This window comes from Robiginitalea rubriflava, assembly GCF_052540725.1.
Genome location: NZ_CP199309.1, coordinates 2,885,535 through 2,907,011 on the forward strand (window position 1 = coordinate 2,885,535; position 21,477 = coordinate 2,907,011).

Consider the following 21,477-nt stretch of genomic DNA (forward strand, 5'->3'; position numbering starts at 1 on the left):
TTAAAATTTTATTAACTGATAGCCATCGCTCTGCAACTGGATCAGGGCAGTCATGGCAGACAGCGAAAGGAGTACTCCTGCCTGCGCCTGTTCTATCGGTACTTTACGTGCTACCGACGATTGCCCGCAAAGTATAATTTCTACACCGGCATCCATAAGGGCGTTGAGCAAGCCGGTATTGGGGTTGTCTGTACCAAATCGTTCCCGGTAGTGTTCATTGGTCAATACATCCGGGGTAGCCGCATTGTGAACCACCACTGCAACCTGCATACGATCTCCGGGGACTCCCTTTCGGGCATGCATGTTCAGGAATCTGGCGGCTGTTTCAAGGGATGGATTGATGGCCTCTTTAGCGTCCGGACTTGTCATAACATCGAATACAACCTTAAAAAGCTGCTCTTTGTTTACCAGATAGCTGGTATTTTGAATATCCCAAATGGCGCCATAGTGTTCAATAACCGGTCCGGTTTGCTTTTCCTGTGATGAGAGGGTGAAGAAACTCAGGCAAATAAGTATTGAAACCAACCTGGAATAAATGCGCATTTGAATAGGATTAAGTATCCAGGTCTTAAAGATATTTAAATTGCTATTAAAAGGGAGTCATATTGTTTATAATTCTAATCTGATTCCGTTTGAGGTTGCGGTGAATAATGTCTAAATTCATCCTCTGAAAAGATGGAGGTAGGCATGTTTCTAGAAGAATTGAATGAAGCCCAGAAGGCCCCTGTTCTGCACAAGGATGGTCCTTTGATGGTAATTGCCGGGGCAGGGTCCGGAAAGACAAGGGTCCTTACCTATCGGATTGCCCATTTGATGAACCAGGGAGTGGATGCCTTTAATATTCTGGCACTGACCTTTACCAATAAAGCTGCCCGGGAGATGAAGAAGCGGATTGCAGATATTGTGGGCGGCTCAGAAGCCAAAAACTTATGGATGGGCACTTTCCATTCTATTTTTGCGAGGCTGCTTCGCTACGACGGGGACAAGTTGGGATACCCCAGTAACTTTACCATTTACGATACCCAGGATTCCCAGCGTCTGATCGCGTCCATCATCAAGGAAATGGGCCTGGATAAGGACGTATACAAGTACAAACAAATACAGCAGCGAATTTCTTCCTACAAGAACAGTCTGATTACAGTTAAGGCCTACTATCAGAATCCGGAACTGCAGGAGGCAGATGCCATGGCTAAAAGGCCGCGACTTGGTGAGATCTACAAGAATTATGTTGACCGATGCTTTAAAGCAGGAGCTATGGATTTTGACGACCTGCTGTTGCGTACCAATGAGCTGCTTACACGTTTCCCAGAGGTGCTGATGAAATACCAGGAGCGATTCCGCTATATTCTTGTAGACGAGTATCAGGACACCAACCATTCACAGTACTTAATAGTGCGGGCACTTGCAGACCGCTATCAGAATATTTGCGTGGTTGGGGACGATGCCCAAAGCATCTACTCTTTCAGGGGAGCAAATATTACCAATATCCTCAACTTTCAAAGGGACTATGATGATGTGGCAGTTTATCGGCTGGAACAGAATTACCGCTCCACCAAGAATATCGTAAATGCAGCCAATAGCATTATCGCCAAAAATAAAAATCAGTTGGAGAAAGTGGTTTGGACGGCAAATGACGAAGGTGGCCGGATTAAACTACACCGGAGCCCTACCGACGCCGAAGAGGGCAGGTTTGTGGCTTCTACTATTTTTGAGATGCGAATGCAGCAGCAGCTACCCAATGGGGATTTTGCGGTTTTATACCGCACCAATTCCCAGTCTCGTGCCATTGAGGATGCGCTCCGCAAAAGGGATATTCCCTATCGCATCTACGGGGGTCTTTCATTTTATCAGCGCAAGGAAATAAAAGATGTTCTGGCCTATTTACGCCTGATCGTTAATCCCGGGGATGAAGAAGCCCTGAAACGCATTATTAATTTTCCGGCCCGCGGCATTGGGCAAACAACCGTGGATAAGCTCACCATTGCCGCGAACCAAAGTGGTCAGACCATTTTTGAGGTTATGGAAAATGTCCAAAAATCCGGTGTTCCGGTGAATTCGGGTATCCGCAGGAAGTTGGAAGATTTTGTAGCCATGATCAAAAGTTTCCAGATCTTCAACGAGCAGGCAGACGCTTTTTCACTTGCCGAACACGTGGCCAAAAAATCAGGCCTTCTGCTTGAATTTAAAAAAGATGGAACCCCGGAAGGGATTGCCAGGATGGAAAACATTGAGGAATTGCTCAACGGGATCAAGGACTTTGTGGAAGGGCAGAAGGAACTGGCAGATGCTACTGGCAACCTGAGTGAATTTCTGGAAGACGTAGCCCTGGCAACAGATATGGACAAGGATACCGGTGATGAGGACAGGGTTGCTTTAATGACCATTCACCTGGCAAAGGGCCTTGAATTTCCGCATGTATTTATAGTCGGGATGGAAGAAGATCTGTTTCCATCTGCCATGAGCATGAATACCAGAAGCGAACTGGAAGAAGAGCGGCGTTTGTTTTATGTGGCCCTGACAAGGGCGGAGAAACAGGCCTACCTTACCTACACCCAAAATCGGTACCGATGGGGAAAACTTATAGATGCCGAACCCAGCCGCTTTATTGAGGAAATCGATGAACAATTTATCGATAACCTGACCCCGGCGGACAATTATCGTTTCAGGCCGCTTCTGAATGCCGATATTTTCGGGGATGTCGATAAAAGCAGGCTCAGGCAGCAAAAACCTGAAAAGGGAACACCTCCCAGGCCTAACCATCCTACGGCCAGCCAATTGCGAAGGCTTCGGAAAATTAAACCCCAGACCAGTCCGGCAAGCACGGATACAGAGTTCACAGATCAGCAGCTCTTTGAAGGCAGTCTGGTAGATCATTCCCGTTTTGGAAAGGGAAAGGTCCTGAAGATAGAAGGAGCCGGAAACGATAAGAAAGCCGAAATACAATTTGAGCGCGGCGATATTAAAAAGTTATTGTTGCGATTTGCCAAACTCCGCCTTATAGAATAAAGGAAACTGGCTGATTGAAATACAGTCAGTTTATGCACCAACACCGTTTCAAAATGGCTGAATTTATTAAGATTTATGAGGAAAACCCCAATCCCAAGGCTGTAAAGCAGGTAGTGGATATTCTTCGTGGTGGCGGCCTTGTGATTTACCCTACAGATACGGTTTATGGCCTGGGCTGCGATATTACCAATTCCAAAGCCCTGGAACGCCTGGCCAGAATCAAAGGGGTAAAGCTCCAAAAAGCTAATTGGTCTTTTATCTGTGCAGACCTCAGCAACCTTTCAGATTATGTCAAACAAATTGACACCCGCACCTTCAAAATCCTGAAAAGAGCTCTCCCGGGCCCGTATACATTTATCCTGCCCGGAAATAACAACCTTCCCAAAGATTTTAAAAAAAGGCAGACCGTGGGGATACGGGTACCGGATAATGCCATAGCGCATGCCCTGGTTTCCGGTTTGGGAAGGCCAATTGTTTCCACTTCCATCAAGGATGAGGACGATGTTATTGAATACACCACAGACCCGGAACTGATAAAGGAAAAATGGGATAATCTGGTAGATGCGGTGGTAGACGGTGGCTACGGGGGCAACATTCCATCTACGGTGATTGACCTTTCTGGCCCGGAACCCGAATTGATACGGGAAGGTAAGGGCCCATTAAACATACTGTAATAAATACTGTAATAAAAAAGCCCCGTAGTGAAATACTACAGGGCTTTTTTGTGTTTGGGGGAAATCCTTATTTGTTAATAGCGGGATCTTTCATTCCTTCCTCAATCATACTGTAGAACTGATCCAGTTTTGGCAGCACTACAATGCGAGTCCTTCTGTTTCTGGCCCGGTTGGCAGCTGTATCGTTATCCGCCAAAGGCACATAATAACTTCTTCCTGCTGCGGTCATTCTGGCCGGATCTACTCCAAAATCGTTCTGGAGGATACGTACAATGGAAGTGGCACGCTTGGCGCTCAGATCCCAGTTGTCCAGTAAAACGCCGCTTCTGTAAGGGACATTGTCTGTATGTCCTTCTACCATAAATTCGAAGTCAGGCTTGTTGTTTACTACTTGTGCAACTTTACCAAGAACCTTTTTTGCTTCATTGGTCACATTATAGCTTCCGCTGCTAAAGAGCAACTTGTCGGAGATGGAAACGAAAACCACGCCTTTCTCAACGCTGATTTCGATATCTTCATCATCCAAATTCCCCAAAACGCCTTTCAGGCTCTGAACCAGGGCAAGGTTTACAGAATCCCTCCTGGTGATGGCATCCTGTAATCTGCGAATAGTCAGATCTTTTTCTTTCAGGCTCTCCAGAGATTTTTCCAGGTTGTCTGCTCCTTTGGCAGTCAGGGTAGTAAGATTCCCCATATTGTTTATGAGTTCCTGGTTATTGGCTTTCAGAAACGCATTCTGTTCTTCCAGCGTTTTAAGGCGGGCCTGAGCAGTGGTTTTTTCTTCCAGACAGCTATTGAGTTTTACAGTGGCTGAATTGAGAAGGTCTTGTGTTTCTTTTTGTTTGGCTTCCAGATCTGCGTATTTTTTCTGAGATACACAAGATGAAAGGGCCAGGGCTAATCCCAGGCATCCAACGATTAATTTATTCATAGTAAATGTTTGTATTAATGAGTTATTATTTAGTTTTCGCTTCCTTTAGAACTTAAACAAAATTATGTAAAAGCCAAAGCTGAGATCGGCTTGTTTCGTTAATCTTTTACTAAAATGTTAAAGTCCTCTATACCATTTACGTAATAAGACCATACAATGGATGTTGTGGCGTAGTATTTTGTGGTAAAACTTATTTTCTCCCGTTTTTTCAGCATTTTGGGAAAGTGGCGGTAAAAACTAAAATGGGCTCTCAGGATTGCAGCCGCATGTGTGAATTTAGCCTGAAAAATAAAGCGCAGGGCTGCAATCCCATCCAGTAACAGCCTGCTGAGGATAATTGGAAAGGCTTTTATCCTCGGTAAATTTTTGGTGATGGAGAAAAGAGAATTCCGGAAATTCAGGAAGGTTTTTTTTGGATTCATATTGCTCAGGGTGGAGCCCCCCAGGTGATAGACTTTAGAAGCTCCCACATACATAACTTTATAGCCGTGGTTTTGAGCCCTCCAGCAAAGATCTACCTCTTCCTGATGGGCAAAATAATCCGGATCAAAGCCCCCTAAGTCATGGAAAATCTTCTTCCGTATAAACATACAGGCCCCGGTTGCCCAAAATATTTCACGGGTATCGTTATACTGTCCTTTGTCCTGCTCCAGGCTTTGGAAGATTCTTCCCCGGCAGAAGGGGTAGCCAAAAAGATCCAGGAATCCGCCTGCGGCACCGGCATATTCAAAATATTCCGGGCGGATCAGGTCTTTTATTTTTGGCTGTACGATTCCGGTGTCCGGATGGGATTGCATATGCTGCAACACTGGTTCCAACCATCCGGGACAGACTTCCACATCGGAATTGAGCAGGCAATAGATGTCTTCTTCCACATGTTGCAGGGCCATATTGTAGCCACTGGCAAAGCCTCCGTTTACGGGATTTTGTATGATTGATATTTCCGGAAAGTTTTCCTTTACAAAGGAGACCGAGTCATCAGTAGAGGCATTATCGGCCAGGTAGATCCTTGCACCAGCACTGTGTTTGATTACGGAAGGGAGAAATCGCTCCAGAAGTGCGCTTCCGTTCCAATTCAATATCACAATAGCCAGGCTTGACATCTTTACAGTAAATATGAGGCTTTCCGAAAGCCGACAAAATAACTAAATATTTTACAAAGCAGGGGTGTAGAATTCGATAATAAAACAATTATAACATTTGGAGGAGCTCTGAGTAGTCCGGTAATTCTTTGAGGAATAGATACCTGCCGGCCTTGTAGTCTATTTGACAGTAAATATGTTGGATCCCATTGGTAAGCATCAGACAGGCTGAGCGGACAGGGAAGTTATAACGGGCAATCTGATCAAAGACTTCCTGATTCAAAGGAACATCAGGGGCCTTGCATTCCACCAGCAATAGGAATCGGCCCTCTGTGTCGCAAACTGCGAGATCTACCCTTCTCGAGAGGGAATTGACGCGTATTTCACGCTCCACAAGCATCCTGCCCGCCGGATACTTCTTTTCCTGAATCAGATAGTGAATACAGTGCTGCCGCACCCATTCTTCGGGCAATAACTGAACATATTTTTTGCGAATGATATCAAATACCAGCGCTTTATTTTCCCTATTTTTGAAACGCAGGGCATAGCTGGGAAAATTCAGTGGAACCATATTGCAAAAGTGCTATTATTTTTTAAATGGATGAAGTAAAACAGATAATCACAGATATCCGCAAAGGCCTTTATGTACCTATCTATTTTTTGATGGGAGAGGAGCCCTATTATATTGACCGGATCTCCGAGTTTATAGCTTCTGAAATCCTGTCTGAAGAGGAAAAAGGGTTTAACCAGATGGTCTTGTATGGCAGGGACACCAATCTTGATGAAGTAATTAGTCAGGCAAAACGTTACCCCATGATGGCTGAGCATCAGGTAATATTGGTAAAGGAGGCCCAGCACCTGAGCAGGACCATTGAGAACCTTAGTGCCTATGCGGAAAACCCCCTGTCCAGCACCATTCTTGTCTTCTGTTATAAATACAAAACCCTGGATAAGCGCAAAAAACTTTTTAAGACGCTGAGAAGCAATGGCGCTGTAGTTTTTGAAAGTAAAAAAATGTACGAAAACCAGGTAGCAGAATGGATCAGGCGTGTACTACTGGGAGATGGTTACAAAATATCCCATAAAGCCTCAGCACTGCTGGTGGAATATCTGGGGACCGATCTAAGCCGGATTTACAACGAACTGGAAAAGCTCAAAATAGTGCTCCCCTCAGGAACAGAGATCAACCCGGCTTTGATTGAAAAACATATAGGTATTAGTAAAGATTACAACAATTTTGAACTTAAAAGTGCCATTGCCGGTCGAGATATCCAGAAAGCTACGCGCATTATCAAGTATTTTGCCGAAAACCCCAAAGACAACCCTTTTGTGTTGACAATTTCCCTGCTACACAGTTTCTTCTCACAACTTTTACAATACCATGGTTTACAGGATCACAGCCCTAAAAATGTAGCCAGCGCTCTTAGGATAAACCCCTATTTCGTAAGCGAGTACCAGACAGCAGCCCGTAACTATCCCATGAAAAAAGTAAGTGCAATCATTTCCGTTTTACGAGAAATGGACCTTAAAGGAAAAGGGGTTGATTATTCCGGAGCCAACCAGAAAGACCTTTTGCAGGAACTCCTCTTCAGAATAGCCTGATTATTTCCGGTCTATACTATATCGCCCGGGGCCGAGAAGGAAAATGGCCCCAAAAACGACCAGGTAGAGCAGAGCGAGTTCTTTTCTCCCAAATGGGTCAGCGGCATGCTGTATAAAGAAGGCCACGGACATGGTTGCAATAATCGGCAGGCTGGCCCAACGGGTTTTGTAACCGAGAAGTACGAGCAGGGAACATAAAACCTCGGCAAATACGGCCAGGAAAAGGGTAGGGGCGGCCCCAATCCCTAGGGGATCGGCAAAGGCTATCTCTTCTCCGCCAAATAAACGCTGTACTTTAGGGATGCCGTGGGAAAGCATCATCCCTGAGGCTCCAATGCGTAAAAAAGCGAGGCCAAGGTCAGATTTTAGGGAACTTTTCATAGATAATGAATCATTATTTAATACTAAATTATCAATTATCCTGAATTTAACTAGGTCTTTTTTAAGAATCTTCGAATTTCGGCGGCAAGGGTATGACAATTCTGATGGTTAAACGTAAGAGGTGGCTTTATTTTCAGTACGCTATTGAAGGGACCATCTGTACCAACAAGAATGTGCTGTTGCCTCAGGAAATTCTTAAGGTCCGATGCAAGCCGTGTCCCCGCTTTTCCATCGTTTGAGGTAAATTCAACACCAAGAAAGAGACCGGAGCCGCGCACATCAGAAATACGGGAATCCACTGCCTGAATTTCCCTGAGCAGGCCCATAAGAAAATCTCCGGTTTCTGCGGCATGCTGCTCCAAGCCTTCTTCTTTTAATACACGAAGTACGGCCAGGCCGGCTGCGCAAGAAACAGGATTGCCCCCAAAGGAACTGAAAAATTCAGGTCCTTGTTCAAAAGAAGCTGCCAGTTCCCGGGTAGTCACTACCGCTCCAATGGGATGTCCGTTCCCCATGGGCTTTCCCAGTATCACTATGTCCGGTACTACACCCATCATTTCGAAGCCCCATCTGTGGTGACCCAGTCTTCCAAAACCGATTTGGACTTCATCGCAGATGCAAACGCCGCCCTCTTGCCTTATTGCTTCGTAAAGGGCTGAAAGGTACCCGGCAGGCAGGGGTAATTGCCCTCCGCATCCCATAATGGGCTCTGCTATACATCCGGCCATTTGACCGGGATATTCAGCAATAAGTGCACGGGAAGCTTTTGCGAAATGGCTTGCTGCAGCTGCTTCATTCTCAAAATCTGAGTTGATCCAATCCGGGAGCGGTGCGATAACTGCATTCGGGTATATTCCTTGTTTACTGTGTTTATAGGGGCTTACTTCAATGGATGCTAAGGTGTTGCCGTGATATCCCTGATCCATGCATAGGATTTTTTCTTTTTGGGTGTGAAACCGGGCAATCCGAAGGGCCAGATCTGTGGCAGCACTTCCGGAGTTCACAAAAAAGACCTTGCTTAAGGGGTCGGGAAAATAGGAAAGTAGCAGTTCTCCGTATTCCAGCAGCTGCTCGTAGTGGTAGCGGGTATTGGTGTTCAATTTTCCAATTTGCCTGCTCACTGCACGGACCACTCCAGGATGCGAATGCCCAACCAGCATTATATTGTTATAAGCATCCAGAAAACATTCTCCTTTATGGCCATACATATATTGAAAAGCCGCTTTTTCCATAACTATGGGCTGCTGGTAACTGAGGGAATAGGCTTTACTCAGGATACTATCCCTTCGCTTTTTATAAGAGGACAGGGCCAGGGGGGAAGAAGGCTCCATACCTGCTGCCTTGCGAAATTCAGCACGGGCCTGTGCAGGGTTAATAGCAAGCCAGGCCTGCAACAGTTTGCGGGCAGGTATTTCGCTTATGCGGACATATTCCGACTTGGGCTGGTGAAGGGAAGCCTGAGCGGAATTGCACAGGCTGATACATATTCTTCCGGCAACCAAATAGTAAAGAACATCCAGTTCGGGGGATTGCAGGGAAAGGATACGGTTATACGCAGACACTACAGTATGTGCATCTTTGAGATGATCATCCGAGCGCATCAGCACATAGGTGAGCCCTACAGCTAATTCATTGATCAGCCAGCTGTAACACATGTCTCCGAAATCGATTATCCCGTAAACGCTTTGGTTGGCCACCAGGATATTATTTTCGTTTGTGTCGTTATGAATTACGGCCCGCCGTAATTCATAAGCCCTGGGCAGCACCTCTAATTCAAATTGCAGGAAGAAATAGTCGATCTGGCTTCTAATCCCAGGTTCTGATACGGATTTCAGGTATTCCTTGTTCATCAGCAAATGCTGCAGGTCCCAGTGAAATCGTTTGGCCGCGATATCCGATGGATCCAGCTCCAGCCCCACTTTACTGACCTCGGCAAGAAAACTTCCAAAATTATCCAGGAATGTGGCAGGCCAGTTTATTTCTGACATGAACTGACCGGGAACGAAACGGAGCAGCCGCAGCACTTTATTTTCAGCCGCAATAAAAACTTTGTTTTCTTTTGACTTTACGTGTGCGGGAACTTTGAATAGCTTTAGTTTATCCAGGGCTTCCATATAATTATGTTCCGCCGAGATTTGTTTGGCAAGTCCTGGTCTTTCAGGATGGACCTTTAAGATCCAACACCCTTCCCCTGTTATAACTTTATAGGTTTTGTCTGCATAACCTTCCAGCAGTTGCAATTCAGGGTTATACAGGCCATAGTGCCTGGACAGATATTTTTTTAGGGATTCCATATACCTCGCTACGACTCATAAACTTAAGGAAAATCGACCCGCTATCTAAAAATGAAGAAAAATAAATCTGGGGTAATATCAAGGGAAGGAACCTGGTACTGGAGATCAGCTCGTGCTACGATTGTACAATAGCTAAAAAAGCATTTCAAATTCAGCCCAATAACGAGTTTGGCTCTGTTGAGTATTAGTATATGGACGGGAATTCGTCCGGCCTTGCCTCGTGCATGATACTGTAAACCTTTTCGAAGATATCTTCAGTATTTGGCTTTGAAAAATAGTCGCCGTCACTCGCATAGGCAGGCCGATGCGCCTTAGCCGTCAGCGTTTGGGGGGGTGAATCCAGATAACGATACCCTCCTTGTTTTTCAACAATTTCCTGTATTAAATAAGCAGCACATCCTCCCGGGACATCTTCATCTATAACCAGTAACCTGTTGGTTTTTTCAAGGCTTTTACATACCTGATGATCCAAATCAAATGGCAGCAGCGATTGAGCATCAATAACTTCAGTTTCAATACCTACCTCCAGAAGTTCGGTAGCCGCTTGTTGTACTATCCGCAGCGTTGAGCCGTATGATAGCAGGGTAATATCCTTTCCTTCGCGAACGAGTTCTACCTTTCCAATAGGGGTGCGAATGTCCCTAAGGTTTTCGGGAATACGCTCCTTCAGTCTATAACCGTTAAGGCTTTCAACCACCAGAGCTGGTTCGTCACTCTCCATCAGGGTATTGTAGAAGCCAGCGGCTTTTGTCATGTTTCGGGGTACTAAAATATACATCCCCCTCAGTAAATGAATTATCCCGCCCATTTGCGAACCGGAATGCCAAATTCCTTCCAAACGGTGCCCTCGGGTCCTTACTATTAATGGTGCTTTTTGTTTTCCGACGGTTCGGTACAAGAGTGTGGCAAGATCATCGCTGAGGGTTTGCAAACAATACAGCAGATAGTCCAGATACTGAATTTCCGCTATAGGTCTGAGCCCTCTCAGGGCCAGGCCAATCCCCTGTCCGATAATTGTGGTTTCCCGTATTCCCGTATCTGCTATGCGAATTGTACCATATTTTTTCTGCAGGCCTTCAAGACCCTGGTTGACATCGCCAATTGCTCCGCTGTCTTCTCCGAAGATCATGAGTTCAGGAATTCGGGAAAAAAGCTGATCAAAATTATCCCGCAGGATTACCCTGCCATCTACTTCTTCGCTTTCCGCGCCATAAACAGCCGGAACCTCTTTAATGGCAGTAGCGTTATTGGGCAGTTCTGAATATAAATGAGAGCCATAGACCTCTTCGTTGTCCTTTATAAATGCTTTTATCCACTGCTGTAATTGTTCCCTGGCGGGCTGATTTTCGCCCAGTACATAGCGCAATGCCTTGCGAGCCTTAGATATCAGGTCTCTCTTCAGGGGTTCTTCAACGGCTATAAGATCATTTTTGATCCTTGAAATAAAAGACTTGTTGGGGCTGTTGTTCCCCAGTTCTTCCAAAATCTGAAGCAGTTCTTTTTGCTGGGTAATCTGTGGGCCCAGGAATTCAGCCCAGGCATCTTTCTTGGCTGTACGGACGGTCCTTTTTATTTCCTTTTCCAGCTTGTTTAATTCTTCTTCAGCAGCAATATTGTTAGCCAGAATCCATTCCCGGAACTTGAGGTTGCAGTCATGGGAACGCTCCCATTCCAAACGCTCCTGAGATTTGTAGCGCTCGTGAGAGCCCGAAGTGGAGTGGCCCTGAGGTTGGGTGAGCTCCTGAACGTGAATCAAAACGGGTACATGGGATTCCCTGGCAATATCAGCAGCGTTTTCATAAGTGTGTATCAGGGCGGTGTAATCCCATCCGTTTACTCTGAAAATTTCATATCCGGGGGATTCCTCGGTGCGTTGAAACCCTTTCAGGATTTCGGAGATATTTTCTTTTGTTGTCTGGTATTTGGCCGGTACAGAAATCCCATATTCATCGTCCCAAATACTCACAATCATAGGAACTTGTAAAACCCCTGCGGCATTAACGGTTTCAAAAAAATGACCTTCACTGGTAGAGGCATTCCCTATGGTACCCCAGGCCACCTCATTTCCATTATCCGAAAATTTATCTGAGGGAATATCGGGGAGGCTGCGATAGACCTTGGATGCCTGTGCCAGGCCCAGTAACCTCGGCATTTGCCCTGCGGTAGGAGAGATGTCGGCACTGCTGTTTTTCTGAGCTGTCAGATCCTTCCAGCTGCCGTCTTCGTTTAAACTATAAGTGACAAAATGCCCGCCCATCTGCCTTCCAGCGCTCATGGGCTCTTTTTCAATATCGGTTGTAGCGTACAGGCCGTGGAAAAAATCTTTGGGTTTTAGAACTCCCAGGGCCATCATAAAGGTTTGGTCCCTGTAGTAACCACTCCTGAAATCCCCATTGCGAAAAGCACGCGCCATGGCCAGTTGCGGAAGCTCTTTTCCATCCCCGAAGATCCCAAATTTGGCCTTTCCGGTGAGGACTTCCCTGCGCCCTAAAAGGCTGCATTCCCTGCTGGTGACAGCCGTCCGGTAGTCCTGTAAGATCTGGTCTTTAAAATCATTAAAGGAAATATCACTTTCAGGATCGAGCTTAACTTTCATATCAACAGAAGGGTATTTGCTGCAAAGGTACCAAAGAAGCGGCATTTTTGCAATTGAGGGTCGTATTTTTTATTAACATATACTTAAAATAACGACCTAATCACTCATATATTTTAAATATAATACTAATAATACCGCCTTAAATTAAGAATATCGCAATATTAAAACCATTTACGTGTAAAAAGTCCAATCAGGGTTCTGGGACTTATGGTGACAACGAATCGAATACTCTGGTCGTAGCCGGGATTTCCTATTTCCCAGCCTTTATTAGAATATAAGGGGAAGTACAACTCAAAGTAGTCTGTAACCAGGTTAAGACGGATCCCCGAGTCGTACACAAATCGCGGGGATAGCCCGTTATTCTTTAAGAACCCAAGGTCCCCGTATAACTCAATCCAGCGCCAGAGGCTGAAACTGCCATTGGTGGTAATGATCCATTCATTTGCAAAAGGGTTTTCCAGTTGGGATTTAAATCCCCCTTCCGCAATTATTATTTGCTGGCTAAACAAGCCGGAATCCTCAGACCTTCCCAGGTAATTGTAATCGAACAGGTAGTCGGTGGGCCGGTCCAGTGCAAAACTAAAGTAATCCGAATCGGTATTGTTTCTCAGAAAAGCACCTGCGAAGAAACGCAGGTTTAACTGACGGTTGTTGTCTAACAACCGGCGATATTCCATGTTCAGGGATAATTTTGTAAAGTCTGAGGAATGCTGGGCGTCTGCAAACCAGTACAAATAATTTATGATGCCATTGTTGATGAAACTGAACCGGGTGTTGAATACAGAATAGTCGGGTTCCGTATCCAATTCCCCCAGGGCCGGGTCAATTGTCCGGAATACATTTACATATCGGAACAACAAATTGCTCCGGATATTGGAAATAAGATTGGAAGGCCTCCATCCGAAGCTAACGGAAGGTACCAGGGTAGAATAACGCGAATTGGTCTGAAAATGGAAGGAGGAACCCCTTATCGCGTAATTGGTTTCGTAGAATCCCGTTTTTCCATGGAATTGGGTATACTGCAACCTTCCGTAACCCACCATAGACTGTTCATTCATGGCATATTGTGGGGCAATATCAAATACAAAGGGCCTGGCCAGCAGGGTTTTGTTCGTAAACCGCAGCCCGGGTGTAATCCCATCGTAGATATTGAAATTGGCAATGGGCATATAAAAAACCTGGTTGTAGTAGGGGTCTTCGGCATCCCTGAAAAATTGAAATTTCAACTTTTTATTTCCTGAGAAAAAGCCCCCCAGGGATTTCCAATTATCCCTTTGATTGAATTCCGGGATTTTCTGATCATAATTAAGTACCAGGCGTTCGGCCCCCTCGGAGGGAATTTGAAAGGTCTGACTTTCCTTAATACCAGAAAACCAGAATTTGGACACTACAGAGTCCTTTTTTATCCCAAAAAGGGAAATAGGAACCATATTGCCGGTTTTATTTTTGATGGTAACCTGAAGGGAATCATCTTTTTTCTCTACAGATTTTATTTTAAAATCAATGCGCTCATCGCTATTTACGTAGCTGTCAAAAAACCAGTCGATAGAAACCGGGGCGTGCTTTTTAAGTATTTTTTCAAAATCAGCAGCACTAACCGACTTCAAGGCATAGGTGGCGTAAAAATCCCTTATCGCCTTATTGACAGGCTCTTCGCCCAGGTATTCCTCAAGATAAGCCAGCCCAAGACCTGCTTTATAGGTGTTGGCTATTTTCTGATTGAACTTAATCAGAGAATCATTGGGGGTTGAAAGCGCCTGATCCAGGTTCTTTCGTGCAGTAAGCATGTATAGGAACGGATACTGCTCATTAAAATCCATCTGGGCCAGTTTAAAACCTTTTATCAGCCAGATATTCGACAGTTTCCCCAGCAACTTCTGATCTGGATAATAGGTTTCCACATAACGGATCATCAGAAAATTGATCAGTGCATCATTGACCCATTTATCTTTTCTGGGATCCAGAAACAAGGTCTCTCGCAGAAAACTATTAAGGGCGGTTTTCAGGAATTTCATTTCAAACTGAAACTGTTCTTCATATGGCCGGATAAAAGAGGGCAACTGATTGAGGCCATAAAGAGGATTCTTGTTGAAGTCTATCTCACTAACCAGAAGCTGTTCATAAGGGAAATCCCCCAGGTTTTCATGTATAAATCGTGTAATTCTGTCCATGGAAACGCCCTGGTAAACCGGGTCATAGCCAGGAGACTTAATATCCGTTACCACAAAGAGGTGAGAGGTCAGGTGTTTTTGAAAGGGCCGGTCTGTATTGAGGATAATATCACAACTTTTCCTATTCTTTCCTTTCAGCGACGCAAACTGCTGATTGGGAAAGCTGGAAAAACTCTGGTCGTTATAATTGGTTCCCATAAACAGGGAATCCGGGTAAATAAAGTTAATATTGGTATTGGTTATATCTGTATAGAGGTCTTCCAGGTTTTTGTTGGAATACAGCTTCCAGCCATTGTCATAAACGGCCGGGGTAAGGTACCAGTCCCTGAGGTAATAGCCGCCCTTTGAATTGTAACCATAGGGGGTATATTTGTCAGGGGGTAACTGAACTGTATAGGTAATCAGCAAGTTGACGGAATCCCCTGGGGCCAGGGCCTCATTCAAATTAATACGCACCAGGTCTCTCTCGGGCTCCCTTTCCCACATTAGCTGGCGGTACTGGCCATCTGCTACCGTTAATAAGTCTGTAAATCCCCTTTCGTTTGGCTTGGCAAGATGCAGCGATTTTTTAAAATCCTCGGCCAGGCGTTTGGCCAGAGGCGTTTTTTTTGAGGAATAGGCGTGTGTCCAGTCATTAAAATACAAGGACGGGAGGGGGTCATTGGAATCGTTGACATACAGGAAATCCTGTTGAATCTGTATGACATGGGTATCTCCCTTTAAGGTGGCATTAATCGTATTCTGATGCTGAGAAAACAAGAGGTTTCCACAACAAAATAGAACCAGAAACGCAAACAACGGTTTCACTCTATAGTAAATGATGCCCTCCTTTATGTCCATCTTAAAAATTGGGACTTAATGTATGTCCTCTGTAGAAGGAATCAATTATATCAACAACCTGATCAGCAGAATCTGCCAGGTGGATAAGATCCAAATCTTCCGGGCTGATGTTGCCCGCCTCCAGCATGGTATTCTTAATCCATTCCAGCATTCCCTGCCAGAATTGCGTACCAACAAGAATGATAGGGAACTTAGCAATTTTACGGGTTTGTATAAGCGTCAGGGCCTCAAACAACTCATCCAGTGTTCCAAAGCCCCCCGGCATGACCACAAAGCCCTGGGAATACTTTACAAACATTACTTTTCTGACGAAAAAATAATGGAAGTCCAGACTTTTATCCTCATCGATATAAGGATTATTGTGCTGTTCAAAAGGGAGGTCTATATTCAGACCAACCGAAGTTCCACCTGCCTGGTGGGCCCCTTTGTTTCCTGCCTCCATAATTCCGGGCCCGCCACCGGTAATAATACCATAACCCTCCTCCGCCAGTTTTTTGGATACAGAAACCGCCAGTTCATAAAAGGGCTCCGAAGGTTTTATACGCGCCGAACCGAAAATACTGACACAGGGCCCGATCAGGCTCATTCTTTCATAACCATTGACAAATTCGCCCATGATCTTGAAGATAGCCCAGGAATCATTTGTTTTTATCTCGTTCCAGCCTTTGTGCTTTTCCTCTTTCATATCCTTCTAAACGTATAAATACTGTAAAAGTTATTTCTTGGCCTTTTCTTTCTCAGGCCATTGCTTTTTCCGGGAACAGTTCCTGTTTTAAATAACGGGCTGTGTAACTTTTCGGGTCACGGCAAACCTCTTCTGGACTGCCTACAGAAACAATTTCCCCGCCGGAGCGACCTCCTTCGTAACCGATATCTATAATATGGTCAACCATTTTAATGACATCCATGTTGTGTTCAATTACCAGGACCGTATTCCCTTTGTCAACCAATTTTTCAAGGACCTCCATCAATACGCGAATATCCTCGAAATGCAGACCCGTAGTGGGTTCGTCCAGGATATAAAAGGTATTGCCGGTATCCCTTTTGGATAACTCCGTGGCCAGTTTGATCCGCTGTGCCTCTCCACCGGAAAGGGTGGTAGATTGCTGGCCCAGGGAAATATAGCCAAGGCCCACATCCTGTATGGTCTTTACCTTTCTGTAAATTTTTGGGATGTGTTCAAAAAACTCTACAGCTTCATCCACCGTCATTTCCAGAACATCGGCTATAGATTTTCCTTTGTAACGGATTTCAAGGGTTTCCCGGTTGAATCTTTTGCCATTGCAGGTTTCGCAGTCTACATAAACGTCCGGCAGGAAATTCATCTCAATGACCCTTAGGCCCCCACCCTGGCAAGTTTCACACCGGCCACCTTTTACATTAAAACTAAAACGGCCTGGCTTGTAACCGCGAATGGAGGCTTCAGTAGTCTTGGCAAACAGACTGCGTATTTCACTGAATACTCCGGTATAGGTAGCGGGATTGGAACGGGGGGTTCTCCCGATCGGAGCCTGGTTGATGTCGATCACCTTATCTATATGCTCGAGTCCCTCAATGCCCTGATAGGGCTTTGGTTTCTTTACCCCATTGAAATAATGGGCATTCATGATGGGGTAAAGGGTTTCGTTTACCAGCGTAGATTTTCCGCTTCCGGACACCCCGGTTACGCCTATCATTTTCCCCAGTGGGAATACAGCGGTAATATTCTTCAGATTATGTCCGCTGCATCCTTTTAAAACTATTTCTTTGCCGTTTCCCTTTCGCCTTTTTTGCGGAACCGGAATGCTTTTTATACCGCTCAGGTAATCCGCAGTGAGCGTATGGTGTTGGCGCACGGCTTCGGGGGGTCCTTCTGAGATTATTTCACCCCCGTGTTTTCCAGCCCTGGGGCCGATATCTATTACATGGTCTGCATGCTCTATCATATCGCGGTCGTGTTCTACCACCAAAACGGAATTCCCGATATCCCTGAGTGATTTCAGGGATTCAATCAGGCGGTGATTATCCCTTTGGTGTAACCCTATGCTGGGTTCATCGAGAATGTAAAGCACTCCAACCAGCTGTGAGCCGATCTGGGTTGCCAGGCGGATGCGCTGGGCTTCCCCGCCCGACAGGGTTTTGGATCCCCGGTTCAGGGAGAGATATTCCAGGCCAACGTCCAGCAGGAACTGCAGGCGTGTATTGATCTCCTTGATGATCTCTTCCGCAATTTGAAGCTGATCCCCTTCCAGGGTGGCTGTAAGCCCTCTAAAGAAATCCGCCAGCTCTCCAATATCCATGGCTGCCAGTTCAGCAATATTCCGATTGGCTATCCGGAAATATCGCGATTCCTTTTTAAGTCGGGAACCTTCACATTGCGGGCATATAATTTTATCCATATACTCCTTGGCCCAGCGCCGGATACTGCTGGAGTTGCTTTCCGAGTACTGGGTTTTCAGAAAATGGGCAATTCCCTCATAATCTATTTTGTATTGCCGACGCACCCCCAGGGTTTTGGAATCCACTTCAAATTTTTCATTTCCCCCGTCCAGGATAACATTCAGGGCTTCTTCGGGGATTTGTTCTATGGGGTCTGACAGGTCAAAATCAAAGCGCAGGGCAATGGTTTCCAGTTGTTTAAACGCCCATGATTTCTTGTATGTTCCCAGAGGAGCCAGCCCCCCTGCCTTGATTGAGAGTTTTGGATTCGGGATTATCTTATCAGGATTGACCTGATGCACGTGTCCCAGCCCATTACAATTGGGGCACATTCCTTTGGGGGAGTTGAACGAAAATGTATTCGGTTCTGGTACAGGATACGAAATACCGGACTCCGGACACATCAGGTCACGACTGAAATAACGAGCTTCAGACTGCCCGGCTTCAATAACCATCAGCACATTTTCCCCGGCGTACATGGCTGTCTTAATGCTCTCATCCAGTCGTTTAATCAGCTCCTTCTGATTACCCAGTTCCAGTCGGTCAACTACAATTTCAATATCATGGGTTTTGTAGCGATCTACTTTCATCCCTTTTTCAAGATCCCGAATTTCACCGTCAACCCGGACTTTTACGAATCCCTGTTTTGCGATCTGTTCAAATAACTCCCTGTAATGTCCTTTACGGGAGCGGATTACCGGGGCCAGGATATTGATGCGCTTTCCCCTGTAATCTTCCAGGATAAGGTCCCTGATCTGGGTATCGCTGTAACTGACCATTTTTTTCCCGGTATGGTAACTGTAGGCATCCCCTGCCCTGGCAAAAAGTAACCTGAGGAAATCATAAACCTCTGTAATGGTACCCACAGTAGACCTGGGCGACCGGGAGGTGGTTTTTTGCTCTATGGCAATAACAGGGGAGAGGCCGTCTATTTTATCGACATCAGGCCGTTCCAGACCGCCCAAAAACTGCCTGGCATAGGCTGAGAAAGTTTCAATATAGCGTCTTTGTCCTTCGGCATAGATTGTATCAAAAGCAAGAGAGGACTTCCCGCTTCCGGAAAGCCCGGTGATTACCACCAGTTTCTCCCGGGGGATATCAACATCTATATTCTTTAGATTGTGTACCCTGGCCCCTTTTACCGATATCATTTCCTGCTGTTCATTCATGCTATTCCCAAAAGTTGCAAAAATACAATTTTGCCAAGGAAATAAGAAGGCGGAATAATCTTTAAGTTTCTTAAATTCGGACCTGAAAAAATGCCTGCCGGGCGTAAAAACAAATTTAACTTATGGAAATACTGGGTATTGGTTCGCGGATTAATCATGCAGAATATGGAAAAGGAGTAGTTGTTAATGTAAGCTCGAAATATTACTGGGTGTCTTTTATAGATAAAGGCTTGGAAACCATTGAGCCGGATAGTGAATATGAAGTAATTGAAGCCCTGCAGGAGGATGTGGACAGTATTAGTTTCTCAGAAGTGGAAATGAGTCTTATCAGTATCCTGCGAAAATGGAGCGACATCAGTACAAGTTCACCTATTGCTGACAAGTGGAGGGGCGGAAAACTGCTGATGCAACCGGGAGACCCGAACCTGTCAGCCAAGGAGGTTCCGATTGACACCTTTTTTCATAAAATTGTAATGGTAAGGGACCGTATCCGTGTCATGGAACAAAAAATAAATGCGAGCAAAAACCTGGATGACCAGGAAAAGGTAGACCTGCAGCAGTATATCACCCGTATTTACGGCAGCCTTACCACCTTCAACGTGCTATTTAAAATCCAGAGCGATCAGTTTGTGGGAGAACGCAGTAAATAGCATTAAAAGGTGCTATATGGCCGTACGTATTGCATTATAGCTGCCCCGGGCTTTCTCTGATCCGTAGTCTGCGCCTCCTTTGCCAGGCACGACCAAAGCGCGGGTGCCGGAATTGCTCTCCGCATTCTGCCCCTTCAGGCTTTTAACACTCCTGTTTTTTGTAAGAATAGATGCTTCCCCGGCAACCATCTCTATTATCCCGTTTCTGGATAGCAGGCTGTAATTGCGCTTGGAATCGCTGATAAGCCAGTTTCTGTGCCCATAGCGATTTCTGTAAAATTTACTGATAAGCGGCAGTACGTTGTGATGCGGACATATTTGAACAGATAATAACCCATCTTCCAATTGAACAAAATTGAGGGATTTCTCGAGTTGTTGTTTTTCCCTGCTAACCCGTTGTTCCAAAATTTCCAAATGCCTTGTGAGCCTGTTTAATTTTTCCGTTCGGTCAGTCTCCGAATATTTAAACAGCAAATAGGTATAGCGATAAATAAGTAATTCTATATCAGTACTTTCGCTTAAGTAGGCAAAATAAACCAACCTCGCTTTTTCCTTTCCTTTCTCTTCCAGGGATTTCCATATAGTTCTGGCCTTACCCGTATCTGCAGGCAGGAAACTGGAACCAGTAAATAAAAGTTCCCGGGCATCTTTGGCGGATTGGATGCTGAGTGGCGTGCGATCTTCAGTTAAGATAAAGTGCAATGCAGAAAGGAATCCTATAAAGGAACCATCGTACAAATAATTCTGACCCTGAACTTTTTTCATGTGATGTGTATTAATGATTAAAAATAGGATATAATCCAAAAATATGTAAATATTCCTAATTATGGAAATAATCCTGTTTTTATTTTGGAATATATCCAAATTATGTATATTTGAGGAAATCAGATATAAAAGTAAAGTGAATGGAAAATGAGCTTAGCGCCAAAAGGTTTACGGAAGTTAGGAGAGATTTAAACTTCACACAGGCCGAATTTGCGGACTTACTGGGGATTGCTAAGACCACTGCCGATATTGAACGCGGCAGAACGAAATTATCCGGGAAAGTGGTGACCGAATTACTCAGGCAATTTAAGATTAATCCGCTATGGCTTTTTGGAGAGAGCAATCAACGCTATCTGGAAGCCTCTTCTGTAAGTGTAATGCCTAAAGTCGTAACCGTTGACCAGGCTGATAATGAAAATATGGTGTTGGTAAACGCCAAGGCTGCAGCCGGATATCCCCAAAATATTCACGATACCTCCTGGTACCGGCAACTACCCGCTTTTGACCTTCCGATTCCGCAATTCAGAAATGCGAGTTACAGGGGTTTTCAGGTGGAGGGGGAAAGTATGTTACCCAATCTGAGACCCGGAGACTGGGTTCTGGCCCGTGCCGTTGAAAGCCTGGATGACATAAGTGCGAACAGAATATATGTGGTGGTATTGCACGATGCCGTCCTGGTTAAAAAAATTGAAAAGATCCCGGGCTCTGACCGTTTGCGTTTGATTTCCCTCAATGAGTCCTATGCGCCATACGAAATTGAGACCTCTCAACTTCAGGAGCTCTGGTTGGTAAGCAGCAAACTCACCTTTAGTATAGATGCGACCACTGAAAGCGGTTTGTTGCGGCAATTGCAGCAATCCATGGACGAGCTGAAAGAGAAATTAGCAAGGGCCTGAAC

The 21,477-nt window shown here is 45.2% G+C and carries 16 protein-coding genes; 5 read left to right on the plus strand and 11 right to left on the minus strand.

Features of this window, described 5'->3' with window-relative positions:
* Window positions 1–543 (minus strand): DsrE family protein, encoded by a 543-nt coding sequence (locus ACT6NU_RS13010; protein ID WP_445382104.1) that lies wholly within the window; start codon window positions 541–543, stop codon window positions 1–3.
* A 144-nt stretch (window positions 544–687) separates the two neighbouring features.
* Here ACT6NU_RS13010 and ACT6NU_RS13015 point away from each other — a divergent pair, with 144 nt between their 5' ends.
* Both ACT6NU_RS13015 and ACT6NU_RS13020 read left to right on the plus strand, forming a co-directional pair.
* Window positions 688–3,006 (plus strand): ATP-dependent helicase, encoded by a 2,319-nt coding sequence (locus ACT6NU_RS13015; RefSeq protein WP_445382105.1) that lies wholly within the window; start codon window positions 688–690, stop codon window positions 3,004–3,006.
* 53 nt (window positions 3,007–3,059) lie between these two features.
* Entirely contained in the window at window positions 3,060–3,680 is a 621-nt protein-coding gene (locus ACT6NU_RS13020; RefSeq protein WP_445382106.1) for an L-threonylcarbamoyladenylate synthase, read from the plus strand.
* A gap of 67 nt (window positions 3,681–3,747) precedes the next feature.
* Here the strand turns inward: ACT6NU_RS13020 and ACT6NU_RS13025 are convergent, their stop codons facing one another.
* The 3 genes from ACT6NU_RS13025 to ACT6NU_RS13035 form a co-directional block, all read right to left on the minus strand.
* Window positions 3,748–4,611 carry an OmpA family protein gene (locus ACT6NU_RS13025; protein ID WP_445382107.1) on the minus strand — a complete coding sequence of 288 codons (864 nt, stop codon included), beginning with the start codon at window positions 4,609–4,611 and terminating at the stop codon, window positions 3,748–3,750.
* 98 nt (window positions 4,612–4,709) lie between these two features.
* The gene (locus ACT6NU_RS13030) at window positions 4,710–5,714 is read right to left on the minus strand and encodes a glycosyltransferase family 2 protein (protein WP_445382108.1); all 1,005 of its coding nucleotides are present in this window, start codon (window positions 5,712–5,714) and stop codon (window positions 4,710–4,712) included.
* 88 nt (window positions 5,715–5,802) lie between these two features.
* Window positions 5,803–6,264 (minus strand): type I restriction enzyme HsdR N-terminal domain-containing protein, encoded by a 462-nt coding sequence (locus ACT6NU_RS13035; RefSeq protein ID WP_445382109.1) that lies wholly within the window; start codon window positions 6,262–6,264, stop codon window positions 5,803–5,805.
* A gap of 26 nt (window positions 6,265–6,290) precedes the next feature.
* Between ACT6NU_RS13035 and holA the strand changes: the two genes are divergently transcribed.
* On the plus strand, window positions 6,291–7,295 hold the full coding sequence (holA, locus tag ACT6NU_RS13040; protein WP_445382110.1) for a DNA polymerase III subunit delta: 1,005 nt from the start codon (window positions 6,291–6,293) through the stop codon (window positions 7,293–7,295).
* Here holA and ACT6NU_RS13045 read toward each other — a convergent pair whose 3' ends face one another.
* The 6 genes from ACT6NU_RS13045 to uvrA form a co-directional block, all read right to left on the minus strand.
* Entirely contained in the window at window positions 7,296–7,676 is a 381-nt protein-coding gene (locus ACT6NU_RS13045) for a DoxX family protein (RefSeq protein ID WP_445382111.1), read from the minus strand.
* A 50-nt stretch (window positions 7,677–7,726) separates the two neighbouring features.
* Complete coding sequence (locus ACT6NU_RS13050) at window positions 7,727–9,970, minus strand: aminotransferase class III-fold pyridoxal phosphate-dependent enzyme (RefSeq protein WP_445382112.1); 2,244 nt, start codon at window positions 9,968–9,970, stop codon at window positions 7,727–7,729.
* A gap of 184 nt (window positions 9,971–10,154) precedes the next feature.
* Complete coding sequence (locus ACT6NU_RS13055) at window positions 10,155–12,566, minus strand: alpha-ketoacid dehydrogenase subunit alpha/beta (protein ID WP_445382113.1); 2,412 nt, start codon at window positions 12,564–12,566, stop codon at window positions 10,155–10,157.
* A gap of 161 nt (window positions 12,567–12,727) precedes the next feature.
* Window positions 12,728–15,577 (minus strand): metalloprotease, encoded by a 2,850-nt coding sequence (locus tag ACT6NU_RS13060; protein ID WP_445382114.1) that lies wholly within the window; start codon window positions 15,575–15,577, stop codon window positions 12,728–12,730.
* Between the two features lies 1 nt (window position 15,578).
* The gene (locus tag ACT6NU_RS13065) at window positions 15,579–16,262 is read right to left on the minus strand and encodes an LOG family protein (RefSeq protein ID WP_445382115.1); all 684 of its coding nucleotides are present in this window, start codon (window positions 16,260–16,262) and stop codon (window positions 15,579–15,581) included.
* A gap of 52 nt (window positions 16,263–16,314) precedes the next feature.
* Complete coding sequence (uvrA, locus tag ACT6NU_RS13070) at window positions 16,315–19,164, minus strand: excinuclease ABC subunit UvrA (protein ID WP_445382116.1); 2,850 nt, start codon at window positions 19,162–19,164, stop codon at window positions 16,315–16,317.
* A gap of 122 nt (window positions 19,165–19,286) precedes the next feature.
* On the opposite strand from uvrA, the gene ACT6NU_RS13075 reads away from it, so the two are divergent.
* On the plus strand, window positions 19,287–19,814 hold the full coding sequence (locus ACT6NU_RS13075; protein ID WP_445382117.1) for a hypothetical protein: 528 nt from the start codon (window positions 19,287–19,289) through the stop codon (window positions 19,812–19,814).
* 12 nt (window positions 19,815–19,826) lie between these two features.
* Here the strand turns inward: ACT6NU_RS13075 and ACT6NU_RS13080 are convergent, their stop codons facing one another.
* Complete coding sequence (locus ACT6NU_RS13080) at window positions 19,827–20,579, minus strand: DUF4130 domain-containing protein (protein WP_445382118.1); 753 nt, start codon at window positions 20,577–20,579, stop codon at window positions 19,827–19,829.
* Window positions 20,580–20,719: 140 nt separating this feature from the next.
* Here ACT6NU_RS13080 and ACT6NU_RS13085 point away from each other — a divergent pair, with 140 nt between their 5' ends.
* Complete coding sequence (locus ACT6NU_RS13085) at window positions 20,720–21,475, plus strand: XRE family transcriptional regulator (RefSeq protein WP_445382119.1); 756 nt, start codon at window positions 20,720–20,722, stop codon at window positions 21,473–21,475.
* Window positions 21,476–21,477: the final 2 nt, after the last annotated feature.

Coding starts and splice junctions, on each gene's coding strand:
- ACT6NU_RS13010 (WP_445382104.1), bottom strand. CDS start 543: ATGCGCATTTATTCCAGGTTGGTTTCAATACTTATTTGCCTGAGTTTC.
- ACT6NU_RS13035 (WP_445382109.1), bottom strand. CDS start 6,264: ATGGTTCCACTGAATTTTCCCAGCTATGCCCTGCGTTTCAAAAATAGG.
- ACT6NU_RS13050 (WP_445382112.1), bottom strand. CDS start 9,970: ATGGAATCCCTAAAAAAATATCTGTCCAGGCACTATGGCCTGTATAAC.
- ACT6NU_RS13085 (WP_445382119.1), top strand. CDS start 20,720: ATGGAAAATGAGCTTAGCGCCAAAAGGTTTACGGAAGTTAGGAGAGAT.
- ACT6NU_RS13045 (WP_445382111.1), bottom strand. CDS start 7,676: ATGAAAAGTTCCCTAAAATCTGACCTTGGCCTCGCTTTTTTACGCATT.
- ACT6NU_RS13025 (WP_445382107.1), bottom strand. CDS start 4,611: ATGAATAAATTAATCGTTGGATGCCTGGGATTAGCCCTGGCCCTTTCA.
- ACT6NU_RS13015 (WP_445382105.1), top strand. CDS start 688: ATGTTTCTAGAAGAATTGAATGAAGCCCAGAAGGCCCCTGTTCTGCAC.
- ACT6NU_RS13030 (WP_445382108.1), bottom strand. CDS start 5,714: ATGTCAAGCCTGGCTATTGTGATATTGAATTGGAACGGAAGCGCACTT.
- ACT6NU_RS13075 (WP_445382117.1), top strand. CDS start 19,287: ATGGAAATACTGGGTATTGGTTCGCGGATTAATCATGCAGAATATGGA.
- ACT6NU_RS13020 (WP_445382106.1), top strand. CDS start 3,060: ATGGCTGAATTTATTAAGATTTATGAGGAAAACCCCAATCCCAAGGCT.
- ACT6NU_RS13060 (WP_445382114.1), bottom strand. CDS start 15,577: ATGGACATAAAGGAGGGCATCATTTACTATAGAGTGAAACCGTTGTTT.
- ACT6NU_RS13055 (WP_445382113.1), bottom strand. CDS start 12,566: ATGAAAGTTAAGCTCGATCCTGAAAGTGATATTTCCTTTAATGATTTT.
- uvrA (WP_445382116.1), bottom strand. CDS start 19,164: ATGAATGAACAGCAGGAAATGATATCGGTAAAAGGGGCCAGGGTACAC.
- ACT6NU_RS13080 (WP_445382118.1), bottom strand. CDS start 20,579: ATGAAAAAAGTTCAGGGTCAGAATTATTTGTACGATGGTTCCTTTATA.
- ACT6NU_RS13065 (WP_445382115.1), bottom strand. CDS start 16,262: ATGAAAGAGGAAAAGCACAAAGGCTGGAACGAGATAAAAACAAATGAT.
- holA (WP_445382110.1), top strand. CDS start 6,291: ATGGATGAAGTAAAACAGATAATCACAGATATCCGCAAAGGCCTTTAT.